Raw genomic sequence first — 18391 nt, 5'->3', positions numbered from 1 at the left:
ATGAATATCAAATTACAACCCTTATTTTTAAGCTTTTTCCTTTTTCTTTTCTTTCCAAGTTGTTTTGCACAACGTTATGCCATAGATACGTTGCAGTATCAAGGAACCGATCAAAAGGTAGTGAACCTCGTAATTTTAGGCGATGGTTATACACAAGCACAATTGACAGATTTTGAAGAAGATGCCAAACGTTTCACGGATTATTTCTTTCAGACAGAACCTTTTCGTCAATACAGTAATTATTTTAATGTGTTTGCAGTCAAAACACCTTCACCAGAATCTGGTGCAGCACATGCCTGTAGCGCGAGTGACTGTGTGCATGGCCATACAGATTTGAGTAAATATCCTGCGCGATTTAATAAGTTTACAAAAAAATATCCCGTTCCTGTTGCCTCTCCCAATACCATATTTGGAAGTAGCTTTGATAATGGAGGATTACATCGATTGGTCGTTCCCCAGAAATATCGGGTCATCGATCAGGTGTTGAAAGATCATATTCCAAATTATACACAAGTTGTAATTTTGGTCAACTCTCCCTTTTATGGAGGTTCTGGTGGTAAGTATGCGACTGCTACAGTTAACTTTATGAGCAATGATATTGCAGTACATGAGATCGGTCATTCATTCTCTATTCTGGCAGATGAGTACTGGGCTGGTAATCAGTATGCCATAGAGGGACCCAATCGTAGTCAAGAATCCGATCCAACAAAAGTGCCTTGGAAGCATTGGGTGGGTACGCAAGGTATTGGCGTGTATGCTTATGGCGGAACAGGATCAAAGTCTACTTGGTTTAGACCTCATGAATTTTGTAAAATGCAATATTTGGTAGCTCCATTTTGTGCGGTATGTCAAGAAGTTTTTGTGGAAACGATACACCAGAAGACGAATCCAATCGTCGCGACCTTGCCAGTAGAGAGTAAACTAATAGATGCAGATAGTAGTATGTCTGTTTTTACGCTAAAATTATTAAAACCATCTCCCAATACATTGGATGTGAAATGGTATCTCAACGATCTTTTAATTGATCAAAACATCGATTCGATTTATTTGAATGTAGGGATGCTTCAATTGGGAGACAATCAATTAAAAGCGGTTGTGAAAGATACAACGTCTTTAGTTCGGATCGATGACCACCATAGCCATCAATACGAAGCAGTATGGTCGATTACCAATAATAAAGATCGTGAACTTAGCGCCCCATTATCCAATTGGGGAGATACGTTGGAGACCTGTTTTAATGGTGGACAGGTATTGACTATCAAACAGGCAAGTCGCGGATTAACGTACAATTGGTATCGTGAAAATCAAGTAGATGTTCCTTTTGCTTCTGGCCCTAATGTGAGTGTGAATGAAGTCAAAGAATCAACTAGTTATTTCGTTGAAAGTGTGTGGAAAGGTAAGACATCTCCTCGAAGCAAAGTATTAGTTAAAGTTTTTGATATGATTGAAAAGCCTAGTGGTGCGAAGCTGAAGTTAGATAAGAAATTAGGTAAAATTCGTATTTCTTTAGATGAAAAATATGATGATCGTTACAATTACATATGGTGTAACGAAGATGGTACATTGTTGTATGAATGGGATGAGTTTAATGGCGAATATGTGCGTCCTAAAGGAAATAACAATGAATTTGTCTTGAATAAGTCAGATAATAAATCTAAAGTATATGTGCTAAAAGTTAATAAATTAACAACATGTCGTAGTGAAAGATTGGAAATCAATATTCCTGAATTTTAATGTTTAGAAGTAATAAGTATCTTTAAAGTTATTGTTGTATAACTAACCTTAGATATTTTATGAAAAAGAATGCCCAATTTAATTTGAGCATATCTTCTTTATTATTCATCTTTTTATTAGCCGCTGCTTCATCATGTCAAAAGAATAAGAAAATTTCAGATGAATTAGAAGAAAATGTGTTCGCCGTAAAATTCAAGATTAAAGATTTTGAAAGCGTGGTAACGCCACTGCAAAAGACCAGTGCCGTCAAGAAATTAGCCTCTGGAAAAGTCGCAGGAAGTGCACAAGAAGAGATTCTCTTTCAGTGGACTTTTGATTTAGGTAACACTGATCCTGCTATAGCAATTAATCCTTTACCTATCATTGATTATAATAACGGTAAAGTTGATTATAGCTTTACAGCTGGATGGCCAACGACTGGCAAATCAATCAACTTCAAAGGAGCACAGTCAGTTCTGATAAAACTGCCCGTCCAAAAAATTGAATCTCTTCATATCTTGAGCATGGATGTGAATAGCTCGGGAACTGGACCTCGAGCAATATTGATTGACTATTCAACCGACCTCGGAAAGTCTTTCTTTACACTTTCAGATACCCTCCATTATCCAATTGAATTGACAAATAATGGTGTCGCCAAATTTGCCGTGAACCAATCATTGACTGGAATATCTACCGTAGAAAATAATGATGTTTGGATTCGTCTGCGTTTATTTGAAGGCAAAAGACCTACTGGCAGCATCTACAATCCCACGACTGGCACCTTTAAAATGGACAATTTAGTGATAACAGGAGTGGTCGATGGATCAGTATTGAAAAATAAACTCTATTATCATATTTATAATTCTGAAAGTCAGGCATTGGTTAAACAAGGAGGAATCTCTGCTCAGGAAACCTTTGAGATCGACCTGCCTTTAGGAACTTATTATTTGAGTGTAGTGACTAAAAACTCCAATAGTCCCATTGTTTTTGCGAATAGTGGTCATCGAAATGGTTTTTATATGAGTAATTCATTTCAGGAAAAAGAAGTGGAAATCTATGCTGCAAGAGATACATTTGAGGTGAGCAAAGCAATGGAAAGAGTGTTGACATTAGATCGGATCTTTAGCGAGATTAATGTCGAATTTACGGATATCGAAGATTTAAGTAATATTGACAGTATCCGTATTCAGCAAAAACATCCTAGCTTTTATTATTACCCTTTTAGTAACAGCAGCAATACCCAAATGGATGCCAGTGTCCTGCTGATAGAACCACAATTTACAGCAAATAACAAGAAGTTTTATTTTAATCAATTTATGGGATTTCATGAAACAGATCAATCCATTAAGTATGAACTGAAAGTATTTGCTGAAGGCACTATAATTCGGACATTCGAGCTGAGTACTGATGTTAAAAACAATATGCAAGTTCTTTTTAAAGGATTACTCTTAGCCGGGTTAGATCCTATTCAGGGATTTACAATCCGAAAAAATGAAATCTGGAATGGCAAGCTAGATGTCGATTTTTAAAAATGAAGAGACCCGCATGGGCTAGGTTGTTCTCAAAAGAAACCAGTTAAAAAAGGGTGTAACTGCAATGCCCCCAGAAAGTGTCTAACTTTTGGGGGCATTGCACACTTCAAAGAAGCGACATCCTTTTATCAATTACAAAACCTTTTTTAATAAAGTATTCCAACCCACAAGGTCAGAAACAAATTTTTCCAGATCAGCAATTGCTACACGCTCTTGTTGCATCGAATCACGGTGACGAATAGTAACCATGTTATCTTCTAATGATTGATGGTCAACTGTAATACAGATCGGTGTACCAATAGCATCTTGACGACGGTAACGTTTACCTATTGAATCTTTTTCATCATATTGAACATTGTAGTCTAATTTCAAAACAGACATAATCTCACGCGCTTTCTCCGGAAGACCATCTTTCTTGGTTAAAGGTAAGATAGCTGCTTTTACCGGTGCTATTGCAGGAGGGAATTTCAATACAACACGGGAATCTTGTTTTTCATCTGTAGAAAGATCTTCTTGGACCAATGAATTACATAATACCGTTAAAAACAAACGATCTAAACCAATCGATGTCTCTACCACGTAAGGGATATAATTTTGATTGATCTCGGTATCAAAATATTGCATTTTTTTACCAGAGAACTCTTGGTGTTGTTTCAAGTCAAAATCTGTACGGGAATGAATACCTTCTACTTCTTTAAATCCAAATGGAAAATTGAATTCAATATCCACTGCTGCATTAGCATAATGTGCTAATTTATCATGATCGTGGTAACGGTAATTATCTGGGTTAAACCCTAAAGCTAAATGCCATTTAAGACGAGTTTCTTTCCATTTGTTGTACCATTCCATTTCTGTACCTGGACGAACAAAAAATTGCAATTCCATTTGTTCAAATTCACGCATACGCATGATAAATTGACGCGCAATGACTTCGTTACGGAAAGCTTTACCGATCTGAGCGATTCCAAAAGGAATTTTCATACGGCCAGTTTTTTGCACGTTTAAGAAGTTAACAAAGATACCTTGAGCAGTTTCAGGACGTAAGTATACTTGTTCAGCACCATCGGCCATTGCTCCCATCTGTGTAGCAAACATCAAGTTGAATTGACGAACATCAGTCCAGTTTTTTGTTCCAGAGACAGGACAAACAATATTATGATCTTCAATAATTGTTTTCAAACCAGCAAGGTCGTCAGCGTTTAAAGCAATGTTTAAAGCTTCTAATAAAGCAGCTGCTTTATCCGTTTTACCATCCGCTTCGTAACGGGCTATTTTATCTTCGATCAACTGATCAGCACGATAACGTTTTTTAGAATCTTTATTGTCGATCATGGGATCGTTAAATCCATCCACGTGACCTGAAGCTTTCCAAGTCGTTGGATGCATAAAAATAGCAGCATCGATACCGACAATGTTTTCATTCAATTGCACCATGGATTTCCACCAATAGGTCTTCAAGTTATTTTTCAATTCAGAACCTAATTGACCGTAGTCATAGACAGCACTTAAGCCATCATATATTTCACTCGATTGGAATACAAAACCATATTCCTTGGAGTGTGATACTATACTTTTAAAGAAGTCGTCTGTTTGTTTGCTCATAAGTAGCAAATATAAATATTAGTATTTAGATTTTAGATAGTAGGGCTTAGATATTGCGATTTAGATTTTAGTACGACATGAATGCATACGTCCATCTGTGTGAAAAGCCTCTTTTGCAGCAATTGAAATGATTCCTGCAAAAGGGGGGGCAAAGTTGCCGATATCACATGTGTTTTCTGTGAACCAGCAATAGGGTTATCTGCTCTCTATTGTATTAGATCACGGATTTGTTGTGAGGCATTTTTATTATCTACCTTCTTAACAATATGTGCAATATTTCCTTGTTCATCAATGACAAATGTTGTACGCGCTGTCCCCATGTATTTTTTGCCGTACATGTTTTTCTCGACCCATACGCCGTAGTCATTGACAATTTTTTGGTCTTCATCCACCAGCAGTTGAAAGGGTAGTTCATGCTTGTTGATAAATTTTTGATGCGATGCTTCTCCATCAATACTGACACCTATAACTTCGAAACCTTCCTTTTTTAGAGACTGGTAATTATCTCTAAAATTGCAAGCTTCTGTCGTGCAGCCTGGCGTATTATCTTTTGGGTAGAAATACAAAATTACTTTTGTGCCCATAAAATCTGACAAAGAAATGCTTTCTCCATTTTGGTTTTTAGCCGTTATTGCAGGTGCTTTTTGTCCTACTTCTAGTGTTGCCATATGGTATTATTATTAGTCTTACGTACTAAGATACTGATTATCTCGTGAAATTGGCTTCATAAACCCTTACATTGTCTTTCCAATCTTTGACCTCCAGTTTAAAGTTGTGTTTTCCAGCACTTAAATTAGATTCAAAAGTATGCCAAATATGACGGTTTTTAGGGTCATACTTCATCAGTACCCATTCGCCATCGATATAGGCATTAAAGGATTGAATACCGGATAAATTATCTGAAATGGTAAAGTCGATCTGTTTCTGGGCAGAGACATTTTTATTATTCACTAAATTACGAGCCGTAATCGTTGGTGCGATTGTATCGACTGCAATATAGAAATCGCCAAAACTGCGTACCGATCCTGTCACTAAGCCATTTTCATATTTTCCTCCTTGAGATCCACCATCAGTGGACATAAGCATTGCTTTGCTGTAAAGTTCCTTTGTGAGCTCTGCAGTTGGTCTAATGCTTAATGTGTACGAACCAAATACAGGAGTAAATTTATTATGAATACGCTGAAGTTGCGAGTAGGCATTGACAGGTTTGGGACCTTCGCTATATGTAAAATTCAGATTGTCGTACAAGGTGTTTTTAGGAACAGTCACCTTTACATTATCAGCTTGAAAAACATTGTCAAGTAGAAAATTGAAGTACTTTCCTGCGTTTGATGGAGTATTTTTCACCACGTAGGTAGCATCCCTTTGCACTTCAAAATTTATTTCTGTTGCATTACCCTGTACATCTTTTACAACGTAGCGAACTTGATGCACTTGGTCATCTTGGAGTTCCATAACACCATTATTTTCTAATTGATAGTAGATGTCTATCGGGTTTCCAGGCTGCTTGAAACTTTTTTGTACGCGAACATTCGATTTTTTCCAGTAGGGGTAATCGATGTACGAATGGATAGCACGTGTTTTATCAAATGGAATTGCTTCGAATAGGACAGTGCTGATATTTTTGTTGTCCAAAAACAGTTCAATCGAGTATACTCCATAGGTAAAGGAAATACCTTTGCGTTTATCCACGGTGTTAATCCCTAAACCAAATCTGCCATTAACAGGAATGGGAGAGTTACCAGAAAGACTATAGTTGCCATTTGCAAGCGCTTTTACAGTCTGGTGTCTTCTTGGTGTATTTTCATTGAAAATGGGGTCTGCAAGATCATAAACCGTTAGACCTCGAATAATGGGTTTAATATCATCGGGAAAGGTAAGTCCGAATAATTGAGTGTTAAAAGGAAGTTGCTGCTTTGTGTCGCGGATTTCAAAATGAAGATGTGGTCCTGCCGAACCACCCGTATTACCAGAGTTGGCTAAAAGCTGACCTTTTTTTAAATTAAACTGCCCTGGTTTTAGGAATAAATCAACATCAAAGCGCTTTTGTTTATATTGTTCTGCTTTTATAAAAGCATTTAGTTCATTGTTAAAGCTTTCTAAATGTAAATATACAGAAGTATACCCGTTAGGATGATCGACATAAACCGAATTTCCGCCACCACCAATTTGTACACGAATACGTGACACAAAACCATCTGCTACAGCATAAACAGGTATATTAATTTTCTGCTGTGTGCGGTAATCATCGCCACCATGAAAATGAGTAGCCCTCAATTCGCCAAATGAACCAGATGCCTGTGGAGCGATATCCATAGGCCGTCTAAAGTAATTTTGTGGATATTGACGATGTTTGATGATATCTTGTGCTTGTATCGTTGTCGTAGCTAGAGTAAGCAGACTGATTATAAAACTTAATTTCTTCATAATCGCTTACTTAATAACACAACTAAACATTTGCTCTTGACCGATATATCCAACTAAAATATCACCAATAATTACTGGTCCCACGCCTGCAGGAGTTCCTGTATAAATTAAGTCTCCTTTTCGTAAAGTAATGAACTTGGATATATATACAATTAGATCTTCGTAAGAAAAAATCATATCTTTTGTATTTCCCTGTTGTACAAGCTCAGTATTCTTGACTAATGAAAAATCAAGATTTTTAAGATCACCTAAATTTTCTTTAGGTATCAGTGTACTGATAACTGCTGAACCGTCAAAAGATTTCGCAAGTTCCCAAGGTAGCCCCTTTTCTTTATGTTTTTGTTGTATATCTCGAGCTGTAAAATCTATTCCTAATCCGATGGCATCAAAATATGTATGTGCAAATTTGGCACTTATATGTTTACCCTCTTTACAGACACGTAAAACGATTTCAGCTTCATAATGAATGTCATTCGAAAAATCGGGGTAATAGAAGTCTTTGTTGTCTTTTAGTAAAGCTGTATCTGGTTTCATGAAAACAACGGGTTCTTTGGGAATGGGGTTGTTGAGTTCTTTAGCGTGGTCTATATAGTTGCGGCCTATAGCAATAACTTTCATCGTGATCTATCTTAAAATTAAGGCACCTGAGTATATGAGTTTTGGTGCGGAATATACAAACTTAGCAAATGTAGAAAGTAATTCAAATTGATTCGAGCTAAATCCCTACCATATTAGAATTTAAAAGAGGTTTAATAGAGATATAACAGGGGGTTAGTAGGGGGTTAATAGGGGTATACCCCTATTAACCCCCTACTAACTCTAGGTAAAAGGTATATTATTCCTAAATAAATCATATATTTTGTATATATTTGGTATTGAGTAGGATAAGTGTGATTGTGCAACCAGAACAATATAAACTAATAAACCGATGGCAATTCAAGAAAACGGTCCTAATGGACCTTTTAAAGGTAAAGTAGGTTCAGTATATGGCTATAAGCTCAATGGCCAAAATATTATTAGAGGTGCTCGAAATAAAAATAGAAAACCTCCAACCGAAGCTATGTTGCTGAATCAGCAGAAGATGAAGGTTGCGAATAATTTTATTGGATCGGTAAAAGCTTTAATGCAATATGGCTATCGTAATATTGCGCCCAAAGGAAGCAAAATCGGTCCATTTCAATTGGCACAACAACACATCTTAAAGGAAACAATGGAATTGGACGCAGATTGCCAATATTATGTCAATGTTGAAAAAGTTTTTATTTTTAAAGGTCCTCTTTCTCCTCCGACAGGTTGTTCTGTTGAAAGGCATGGCAAAATGTTGCATATGAAATGGATTGTTAATGCGGATTATATGGATAAAATGTACAAAATGAGCTTCGCATTATTTAACACAAAGGAATTTATACAACTTGATATTGGTGTCGCTGAGGTTAATCAAGGCTCTTGTACAGTACCGTTAATTGGATCTTTTGACGAGAAAAATCCCATTCACGTATATTTTGGAATATGGGATTCGTACCTTGATTTAAATTCCGATTCGGTGTATTGCGGTATAGTTGAGTAGGAATTGCCCTAGGGTTTGCCTATTTTTAACGGATGAAAGATTTAAGAGCTGTATTTTTTGATTTTGATGGGACCTTGGTAGATTCTGAACGTTTTTATTTTGAAGCATGGAAACCCATTCTTAACCAGCACTTTGCTGTTGATTTGGATTTCGAGACTTGGATTCAGTATTTTGCAGGACATACTTTGGCCCGTAATATACTAACGATGAAAGAACTCTGGGGAGTTGACGTTAAGGAAGAATTCATGTGGAAAAGTACTAGGGAAAATTATGCAAATCAAGATATGTTAACGATCCCTTTGATGCCACACGCAAGAGAATTAATTGATTTTTTGGTGGAAAGGGACATTCAGATGGGTTTAGTGACTTCCAATTTTAGGCCAACCGTTGAGCGCATGCTTGAGCATTACGGCTTATTGCAACATTTTTCATGGTTCGTAACGCGTGAAGATGTTGTTAATCCTAAACCGAACCCAACTTGTTATCAAAAAGCCTTGTTATTATCCGGTTTTGATACATCAGAAGTCGTTGCTGTAGAGGATACCGCTACAGGATCTCGTGCTGCATATGATGCCGGATTGACATGTATTGCTGTAACAAAGCAAAAAGCTGAACGTGATCGCTTGGATTTTGTCAACCATCTTTTATTCGATCTTAAGGAGGTTAATGACCTACTCAGATAGTTTTATGTAATTTTTTGTAAAAATTAATCGTTTTAGCTTTGTTATTTTTAATATTATCTTTAATATTACAGCAGTAAGAATACCTTATTATGATGAATCGAAGAACCCTTGTTAAGCAGTTATTTATTATCGCAGGAGGAATCGCCATATTGCCTTCTTGTCTTCGTGAACAAGGGGGAGCATCAATTGTGCTCCAAAATATTAAGTTATCAGCTTCAGATGAAGATTTTTTGGCAAAGCTTGCTGAAATTGTTATTCCTAAAACAGACTCTCCAGGAGGATTAGAACTAAATTTGCATTTATTTGTGATGAAGATGGTCGATGATTGCGAAAGTCCTGAAAATCAACAGCATTTTTTGAAGGGGCTAGCTATAATGAAAGAGCGATTGGACTCGAGTACGCTGGATCAAACTTTAAGCTCCTTAACGGCTTTGGAGAAAGAAAAAGAGGGAGATGAAGCTACTTTTTTCAAGATATTCAAGAACCGCACTATTCAAGGTTATCTAAATTCTGAATATGTAATGAAGAATAAATTGATTTATAAATTGATTCCTGGTCCTTATGAGCCTGCAGTAAAATTAAAAGCATAAAATGGCAAATATTAATATAGATAGTCAAAAGAATAGAACTTACGATGCAATTGTGATCGGTTCGGGGATCAGTGGTGGATGGTCTGCTAAGGAATTGTGCGAAAAGGGGTTGAAGACTTTGGTTTTAGAGCGAGGTCGGGATGTGAAGCACATTAAAGATTATCCAACCACCAATATGAATCCTTGGGAATTTGAACATCGCAATGAGATGCCTTATGCCATAAAACAGGAAAATCCAATCGTTAGTAAATGTTATGCCTTTCACGAAGATGCGGCTCATTTTTTTGTCAAAGATAAAGAGCATCCTTATGTACAAGATAAACCTTTTGATTGGATTCGCGGATATCAAGTAGGGGGCAAGTCGCTTTTATGGGCGAGACAGACACAACGTTGGTCTGACTTTGACTTTGAAGGTCCAGCTCGTGACGGTTTTGCTGTGGACTGGCCTATTCGTTATGCCGATTTAAAACCATGGTATGATTATGTTGAAAAATTTGCAGGGATTGCTGGCGATAAGGATGGTCTGCCCGAATTGCCTGACGGTGAATTTTTACCAGGATATCCGCTTAATATGGTAGAAAAATATTTCAAGCAATCGGTATCCTCTCAATATCCAGAGCGGAAAGTAATTTCAGCACGCTGTGCACACCTTTCCAAACCGAATCAAATTCATTTTGATCAAGGACGTGTACAATGTCAAAATCGTACTTTATGTCAACGAGGTTGTCCATTTGGAGGTTACTTTAGCTCCAATGCCGTAACGTTGCCTTGGGCTGCAAAAACAGGAAATATGACTCTCCGTCCTTTTTCTGTAGTTCATTCTATTTTATATGATGAACAAAAAGGTAAAGCTGTAGGTGTTCGCGTGATCGACACCAATACCAAGGAGGAAATCGATTTTTATGCGCGTATTATCTTTGTCAATGCAGCAGCAATCAATACAAATTTAATTTTGTTGAATTCGAAATCCAATCGTTTTCCTAATGGTCTAGGTAACGACTCGGGTGTACTGGGAAAATATGTTGCTTTTCATAACTATAGTGCCCGGATTTATGCAGAGTATGAAGGACTGCAAGATTATACTACTGAAGGAAGAAACCCAGCGGGTGGGGGATATATTCCTCGATTTAGAAATTTACATAAACAAGAAACGAACTTTCTTCGTGGATATGCGGCAGGTTTTGGTGCTTATCGTGGTACCTCTGCTGATCGCTCAGGTGCTGGGGAATCCTTGAAAAATAATTTATTAAATCCGAAATTAGGCAATTGGCAAGTCGGTTCCCATATGATGGGAGAAACGATTCCAAAAGAATCTGGCCAAGTAACATTGGATACTAAGAAAACAGATGATTGGGGAGTTCCTTTACTTCATATTGCTGTCGATTACGATGATAATGATGCAAAGATGAAGAAAGATTATCTCGATACGATGGAGGATATGTTTAAGACTGCCGGATTTACCAATATTCGACGTGATGATGGTAGTCAGGCTCCAGGCCTGGACATTCATGAAATGGGGGGAGCGCGTATGGGCTTGGACCCAAAAACGTCTATACTAAATAAGTGGAATCAAATGCATTCGGTACCCAATGTTTTTGTTACAGATGGTGCAGCAATGACATCAACTTCTACTCAAAATCCTTCTCTAACTTATATGGCTTTTTCTGCTCGTGCAGTGGATTATGCGATAGCAGAAATGAAAAAAGGAAATTTGTAAGATTTATTAAAGATTAAGCTTTTTTTAGAAAAAAGCTTAATCTTTAAAATTAAAATGCTAATTTAAACCAATCTTGATTAATGATTATCTGATTTAATCAAGTTACAATAGTCTAGAAAATCCTTGAAACAGCACTGGTGATGCGGTGTATTTAAGATTATTGTGCAATTTATAGACTAAAGCTTGAAGAAGAAATTATGATATCATGACCAATTATAATGGAAGTTCTCTCTTGAAATATAAATCGAGTTAAAAAATAATAACCATACTGAATTAAAAAAATTGTTATAGTGTCTTTGAAAGGGAATTCTATTACAATCTTTATTTTTCTAATAAGCTAAAACGATTAAACAAATTATGATATTAAAATCAACTATGACCAAAACTTTTCTTAAGGCATAAAATATGCTTTTTTAATAGATTATAACCAACAAATAAACATGTGTTAACATTTTGAGGGAAACTTATGGATTCATTTTTTTTCCTAAAAATGGCTAAAACGATTAAACAAATCTAAATCATTTTAAAAATTATGAACAAATTTGACGCAAGAACATTATTGCAGTTAAAGAAAAAATCAAAATTGTTTTTTTCATTAGCTGTTATTGCTGGATCTATGCAACATGTCTATGCATCGTCAGTTACTTCGTTAGGATACGTGGAAGTATCAGAAGCAAAAAACCTTGTTGCTAAACAAGGTCAAGTAAGTGGAAAGGTATTGGATGGTACAGGCAATCCAGTACCAGGTGTGACTATCTCGGTAAAAGGATCTCCTGGAGGAACTCAGACAGGACAAGATGGTAGTTTCAGTATCAATGCTAAAGTCGGAGATGTACTCGTTGTATCGTCTGTAGGGTATAAGACCTCAGAAACAAAAGTGACAAGTACCACCGGTTTAACGATTCGTCTCGAATCAACTGCAGATCAATTGGATGAGGTCGTTGTAGTCGGTTATGGTACGATGCGTAAGTCTGATGTGACCGGATCTATAGCTATGGTGAAAGGTGCAGACATGATCAAAGATCAGAATTTTAGTCCATTGGACAACCTAAGAGGTAAAGCATCTGGGGTTAACATCTTTTCCAATTCCAGCCAGCCTGGAGCTTATGGTAATCGTGTTATTATTCGTGGTGTTGGTACGATTAATTCTTCTTCAAGTCCATTATATGTTGTCGATGGAGTTGTCATGGAAGATTTTCAATTGTTGAATCCGAATGATATTGAAAGTATTGAGGTATTGAAAGATGCTTCTTCTGCTGCAATTTATGGCGCTCGAGGTGCAAATGGAGTGATCATGGTAACAACTAAGAGAGGAAGTAAAGATGGTCGAAAAACCATCAGCTATCAAGGATCAGTCGGTATCAGCTCTGCTCAACGCCATATGGATCTTTTAAATGCGCAAGAGTGGGTTGATGCCTTTATGATTGGCTTGGAAAATGAAAATAAATATGCAGCAGATTACCTTTTAAAAAATAATAAAGATTGGAAGCCATGGTCACTTGATAAAAAGGACTGGTTTAATGACCCGAACTATTTTGATGCTAGTGGTAATCCACTTTATGATACGGATTGGCAAAAAGAAGCAACTCGAACAGCAATTTCACATAACCATCAATTGAATATCCAACAGGGAGATGAGAAATCATCGATCGGAGCTTTTTTAAATTATACCGATCAGCAGGGGATCATGAATAACACTTGGAATAAGCGTGTAAATGGAAAATTAGCATATGATTCAAAACCCACATCTTGGTTATCGACATCTGTCAATTTAACTGTAAATCATACTTGGGGACGTTATACGCCTGAAGATGGGGGAGGGCAAGATGCAAGACGAACAATGATTGAAATGTTGCCATGGTATCCAGTTCGTAACCAAAATGGTGATTATACGATGTCGTCTTCATCTACTGTATCGGATAAATTGGGTTTTGAGGGTATGTCAAATCCGGTTGCTATTTTGGATTTACAAAAGCGTATGCGCTATAATACCCAGATTTTTGGAAATGCTGGTTTGACCTTTCATCTTGCTGATGGATTAGATTTAAAAACACAATTAGGTATTGATAATCATCAAAAAACATATAGAGGATATTCTTCTGTTTTATTAAATAATATCTCTGCTCCAAATGGTTGGGCTGAAATTAACCATACCAATACATTATACTGGCAAGAGGAAACGTATTTAACGTATAATAAGCAGTTTGATAAGCACCGGATTAATGCAATGGCTGGTTTGTCGTGGCAAGCTCGTACCTATGATTTTGATAACTCAAGAACAGAAGGTTTTCAAGACGATTTTTATGAATATTATAATATGGGAATTGGTACAATTCCATCTGCACCAGGATCAAATTGGAATAAATGGGCAATGAATTCTTATTTTGTCCGTGCAGCTTATTCTTACGATAATCGATATTCAGCAACTGTTACAGGTCGTTATGATGGTTCTTCCAAATTTGGAAAAAACAATAAATATGCTTTTTTCCCATCAGCTGGTTTAGCATGGAATGTTTCTAACGAAGATTTTCTGAAAGGTAATGAAACTGTTAGCAATTTGAAATTACATACCAGTTTTGGTTTAACAGGGAATTCTGAAATTGATCCCTATAAATCATTAGCCAATGTTACTGCAGGAACAATCTTATTAAACAATGTTCGTGCACCTTATTCTTATGTAGGTTCCATTTCAAATCCTGATTTAAAATGGGAGAGAACAGCTCAGTTTGATTTCGGAGTTGAGTTGGGTTTATTTCAAAATCGGTTGAATTTTGATGTTTCTTATTATCATAAAAAGACCACAGATCTATTATTGGATGCACCGCTACCTACATCTACTGGTTTCAGTACAGTAATGAAAAATATTGGAGCAGTCAAGAATCAAGGGCTTGATATGATGATCACAGGTACTCTTGTGAATAGTGAGAATTTTAATTGGAAATCTTCTTTAAATTTAAATTACAATAAAAATAAGGTTGTACAATTGGGAGAGAACAATGCCGATATTTTAATGAATAATTGGGTTGGTGGAGCTAATAGTATCATCCGTGTAGGAGAAAATCTCAACAGTTTTTACGGTTACAGAAGATTAGGTGTTTTTACACAAGCTGATGTAGATGCAGGTAATGCAAAATCAGAAGATATTGGCCGTGCTAAACGTACAACTGAAAAAGAAATTATTGGAAAAGGGTTACCAGATTGGACAGGTAGTTTTATCAATAATTTAAGTTACAAAAACTTTGATTTCACTTTAGATCTTCAATTTGTTAAAGGAGTAGAAGTGATGCAACAATTTTATCACTCTACTTATGACCGTTTTGGTATTACCAATGGTTTAAAAGAGATTTTAACAGATGCTTATAACGGTACAAATCCCAACACCATGCAACAAGCAATTTATTTGACAAATGGTGGTCATAGAGGACAAGAGACCAATGTAGATGATTCTTGGATCGCTGATGGATCTTATTTAAGAGTCAATTTAATTCAATTGGGATATACATTTAATCCAGAAATATTGAAGAGAGCAGGAATGTCTAGATTAAGAATTTATGCAAATGCCAACAATCCATTTTTGTTTACAGCGAAAGAGTTTAAAGGTTATGATCCAGAAAGTACTTCTCAAGGGACTAGTCAATTTGGACAAAACATGACCTTTTTTGCTTATCCAAGAGCGAAGACGTTTTCTTTAGGTGTTAATGTAACTTTTTAAATCGTAGAACTTATCAAAATGAAAAATAAATTATTTATGTTGTTATTGGCCGGAATGGTATTAACAACTTCTTGTAATAAATTTTTGGAAGAAGATCCAAAATCAGGTATAACTTTGGATAGTTATTATAAAACTCCAGCGCATGCTCTAAATACAGTTAATTCTCTTTATCGTATGGGTGCACCACAACAGTATTCTTATGCATCGAGTGCTTATATTGGACCTACGGCATCTGTAAATACCATGTTAACAGGATATTTTACCAATAGTTATGAAGGGCAAGAACGAATTTGTCAGTTCTCAAGAGAATTGACTCGTCAAAACAATACTAGTTTGATCTCTAATACAATGAATTCTATATGGGCGGATTCGTATAAAGCTATTAATATTGCTAATGCGGGTTTAAAATATATTCCAGAGATAAAGATGGATGAAGCTACTGCAAATAAACTAATGGCTGAAGCTAAATTCTTTAGAGCTTTTAATTATTTCTATTTAGTGAAAACATTTGGTGCTATTCCGTTTTACACAACACCAAATGAGTCTTTGGAAGATGAACTGTATTTAGATCGTACAGATGCTTCTAAAGTTTATGAACTTATCGAATCAGATTTGAAGACAGCTGTTGATGTTCTTGCTGCATCAAAATTTGCGACTAACGGACATCGTATTACAAAATATGTAGCCGCTATGACTTTAGCAAATGTTTATTTGCAACAAGGTAAATTTGCAGATGCAGCAGCAACTGCGAAAATTGTTGTAAATTCGGCGCATAAAATGACGCCTAATGGTAACCTTGAAGGTTTGAGTGCTTATAATGAATTACGTCGAGAAGATGATTTGGATGAGGTTATTTATGCACAAGAGTATAATGCAGATGTTAGAGATGGAAGTTGGTGGCCTACTTATGGTTTTAGCTCTTCAGCAGTATCTGTATTTGATAAATATTCAATCTTTGAACGTGTATATGGGCCAACAAAGCAGTTTTTAAATGTGTATGATACCAAAGATCTTCGTATTCAACCCAACCAATTCTTCCATTGGAAGTATACAAATCCGAATACGGGTAAGGTTTGGGAATCTAGTGAGGCTGGTATCTGGTATTATGTTGATGAAGAAGCATTACTAAGAACGGGTAAAGCAACAAAGGATTGGAATTTTTATCGTTATCCTGAAGCCTTATTGATTGCGGCAGAAGCAATTGCTAAAAGCGGTAGTGTTACTGCAGAAGCGGCTGGTTATTTAGCACAAGTGAGGGCTCGTGCTAATACGGAAGGTAAAACGGTTGCTCAATTTACTGCGGAGTTGCAAGGTTTATCAGTAGATAACTTTGTGAAAGAATGTTGGATTGAGCGGTTGAGAGAATTTCCATTGGAATTTAAAATGTGGGATGATATTTTAAGAACAAAAATGTTTCCAGTTATTTCTGCAACTCAGGCAGGTGTAATCGAATTTAAACCATTGATAGGAGCTGCTAATGGTTCCGGAGCTATTTTTAAAGAATCGGATTTATTATGGCCAATATCTGTAGAAGAATTGCAAAGAAATAAAAAATTAACGCAAAACGAAGGCTATAAATAAAATAGAAAGGCTGTCCTGAATAGGGATAGCCTTTTTTAGATCTCATCACAAATATGAAATTATTTAGTTTTTGTGCAGTTTTAATGATTCAATTGTGTATAATTCCGTTGTGTGCACAGGAAAAGGTGCCATTTGATTTGGCAGCTTCACAAACCATGAAGCGGATTTATCAGTTTTTTGGAAATTCGGATAATCGGTTGTTATTGGAGAAATATCCTTTTGATGAAAATTTTAAAGCTGATTATTTAAACAATAATGAACAAGCGGCGCAGCAGAAAAAATATGCTTATCTATGGCCTTTTTCGGGTAGTTTTTCGGCAGTGAATGCGTTGATGGAGTTGCCAAAGCAAAAAAAAGAATATCAAAAAATTCTGGATAAAAAGGTGTTGATAGGTCTTCATGTCTATCGTGATGAAAAACGTCTACCAGTAGGTTATGCTTCTTATTTGAACACAGCAGCTGCCTCTGATCGTTTTTATGATGATAATATTTGGTTGGGTATTGATTTCACTGATAGTTATTTGTATACTAAAAAGGATGTATATCTTACAAAAGCTAAGGAGATATGGACTTTTGTAAAAAGTGGTGAAGATAGCCTGCTAGGAGGAGGAATCTATTGGTGCGAGCAAAAAAAGGAATCAAAAAATACCTGTTCCAATGCTCCTGCTAGTGTATTTGCACTAAAACTCTTTGAAGCAACAAAAGATAGTGTATATTTTCTAGAAGGAAAACGGCTTTACCGTTGGACAAAAGAAAACCTGGAAGACCCTACTGATGGACTTTATTGGGATAATATGCGCTTAAATGGTCATTTGGATAAAGCAAAATATTCGTATAATTCAGGTCAAATGTTGCAAGCTGCCGCTTTATTATATCGATTGACCAAAGAGAAGCACTATTTGATTCATGCTCAAAAAATAGCTGAAGCCTGTTATTCTTATTTTTTTCAAGATGTCACAGGACAAGACTTTAAGCTGCTGAAAAATAGTAACCTTTGGTTTCATGCTGTGATGATGCGGGGTTTCATTAGTTTATATGAACAAGACCAAAATCCGAAATACATCAATGTATTCGCTAAAAATCTGAACTATGCGTGGCGGTATATGCGCGATGAAAAGGGATTGTTCTATGCCGATTGGACGCTTAAGAATCGAAAAGAGAAAAAAGATTTACTTGATCAATGTGCATTTGTAGAAATGTATGCTCGATTGGCAAAGCTTAATTACTAGCAAAAGAGGCTGATTTTTTGTTGATCATATAAAAACCA

The 18391-nt window shown here is 36.2% G+C and carries 13 protein-coding genes; 9 read left to right on the top strand and 4 right to left on the bottom strand.

All coding sequences use genetic code 11. The features are described 5' to 3' along the window. Nucleotides 1-1734 (top strand): M64 family metallopeptidase, encoded by a 1734-nt coding sequence (locus AC06G9_RS19320; protein ID WP_480956956.1) that lies wholly within the window; start codon nt 1-3, stop codon nt 1732-1734. A 59-nt stretch (nt 1735-1793) separates the two neighbouring features. Next, nucleotides 1794-3242: a hypothetical protein gene (locus AC06G9_RS19315; protein ID WP_434438662.1), complete on the top strand. Its 1449-nt coding sequence runs from the start codon at nt 1794-1796 to the stop codon at nt 3240-3242. A gap of 135 nt (nt 3243-3377) precedes the next feature. On the opposite strand, the gene AC06G9_RS19310 is transcribed toward AC06G9_RS19315, so the two are convergent. The 4 genes from AC06G9_RS19310 to AC06G9_RS19295 all read right to left on the bottom strand — a co-directional run bounded on the left by AC06G9_RS19310 (nt 3378) and on the right by AC06G9_RS19295 (nt 7892). Further along, nucleotides 3378-4847: a glycine--tRNA ligase gene (locus tag AC06G9_RS19310; protein WP_094773236.1), complete on the bottom strand. Its 1470-nt coding sequence runs from the start codon at nt 4845-4847 to the stop codon at nt 3378-3380. Nucleotides 4848-5053: 206 nt separating this feature from the next. Further along, nucleotides 5054-5515 carry a thioredoxin-dependent thiol peroxidase gene (bcp, locus tag AC06G9_RS19305; protein WP_094773237.1) on the bottom strand — a complete coding sequence of 154 codons (462 nt, stop codon included), beginning with the start codon at nt 5513-5515 and terminating at the stop codon, nt 5054-5056. Nucleotides 5516-5552: 37 nt separating this feature from the next. Beyond that, a complete protein-coding gene (locus AC06G9_RS19300) occupies nt 5553-7274 on the bottom strand; it encodes a M23 family metallopeptidase (protein WP_346568268.1) in 1722 nt (573 codons plus the stop codon). A gap of 6 nt (nt 7275-7280) precedes the next feature. Further along, entirely contained in the window at nt 7281-7892 is a 612-nt protein-coding gene (locus AC06G9_RS19295) for a fumarylacetoacetate hydrolase family protein (RefSeq protein ID WP_293925337.1), read from the bottom strand. A 310-nt stretch (nt 7893-8202) separates the two neighbouring features. On the opposite strand from AC06G9_RS19295, the gene AC06G9_RS19290 reads away from it, so the two are divergent. From AC06G9_RS19290 to AC06G9_RS19260, 7 genes are all read left to right on the top strand, one after another. Then, nucleotides 8203-8841: a DUF6266 family protein gene (locus AC06G9_RS19290; protein WP_480956955.1), complete on the top strand. Its 639-nt coding sequence runs from the start codon at nt 8203-8205 to the stop codon at nt 8839-8841. A gap of 32 nt (nt 8842-8873) precedes the next feature. Beyond that, entirely contained in the window at nt 8874-9524 is a 651-nt protein-coding gene (locus AC06G9_RS19285) for an HAD family hydrolase (protein ID WP_293925339.1), read from the top strand. Nucleotides 9525-9613: 89 nt separating this feature from the next. Beyond that, on the top strand, nt 9614-10114 hold the full coding sequence (locus AC06G9_RS19280) for a gluconate 2-dehydrogenase subunit 3 family protein (protein WP_260948192.1): 501 nt from the start codon (nt 9614-9616) through the stop codon (nt 10112-10114). A gap of 1 nt (nt 10115) precedes the next feature. After that, nucleotides 10116-11831, top strand: a complete 1716-nt coding sequence (locus AC06G9_RS19275; protein WP_248755562.1) for a GMC oxidoreductase — start codon at nt 10116-10118, stop codon at nt 11829-11831. A gap of 532 nt (nt 11832-12363) precedes the next feature. Beyond that, entirely contained in the window at nt 12364-15543 is a 3180-nt protein-coding gene (locus tag AC06G9_RS19270) for a SusC/RagA family TonB-linked outer membrane protein (protein WP_480956954.1), read from the top strand. Between the two features lie 18 nt (nt 15544-15561). Continuing rightward, entirely contained in the window at nt 15562-17124 is a 1563-nt protein-coding gene (locus tag AC06G9_RS19265; protein WP_045752776.1) for a RagB/SusD family nutrient uptake outer membrane protein, read from the top strand. 53 nt (nt 17125-17177) lie between these two features. Then, the gene (locus AC06G9_RS19260) at nt 17178-18353 is read left to right on the top strand and encodes a glycoside hydrolase family 76 protein (RefSeq protein WP_480956953.1); all 1176 of its coding nucleotides are present in this window, start codon (nt 17178-17180) and stop codon (nt 18351-18353) included. The last annotated feature ends 38 nt before the right edge of the window (nt 18354-18391 follow it).

It is taken from the genome of Sphingobacterium sp. MAE (assembly GCF_056711605.1).
This window is presented reverse-complemented; position numbering and strand designations above follow the sequence as displayed.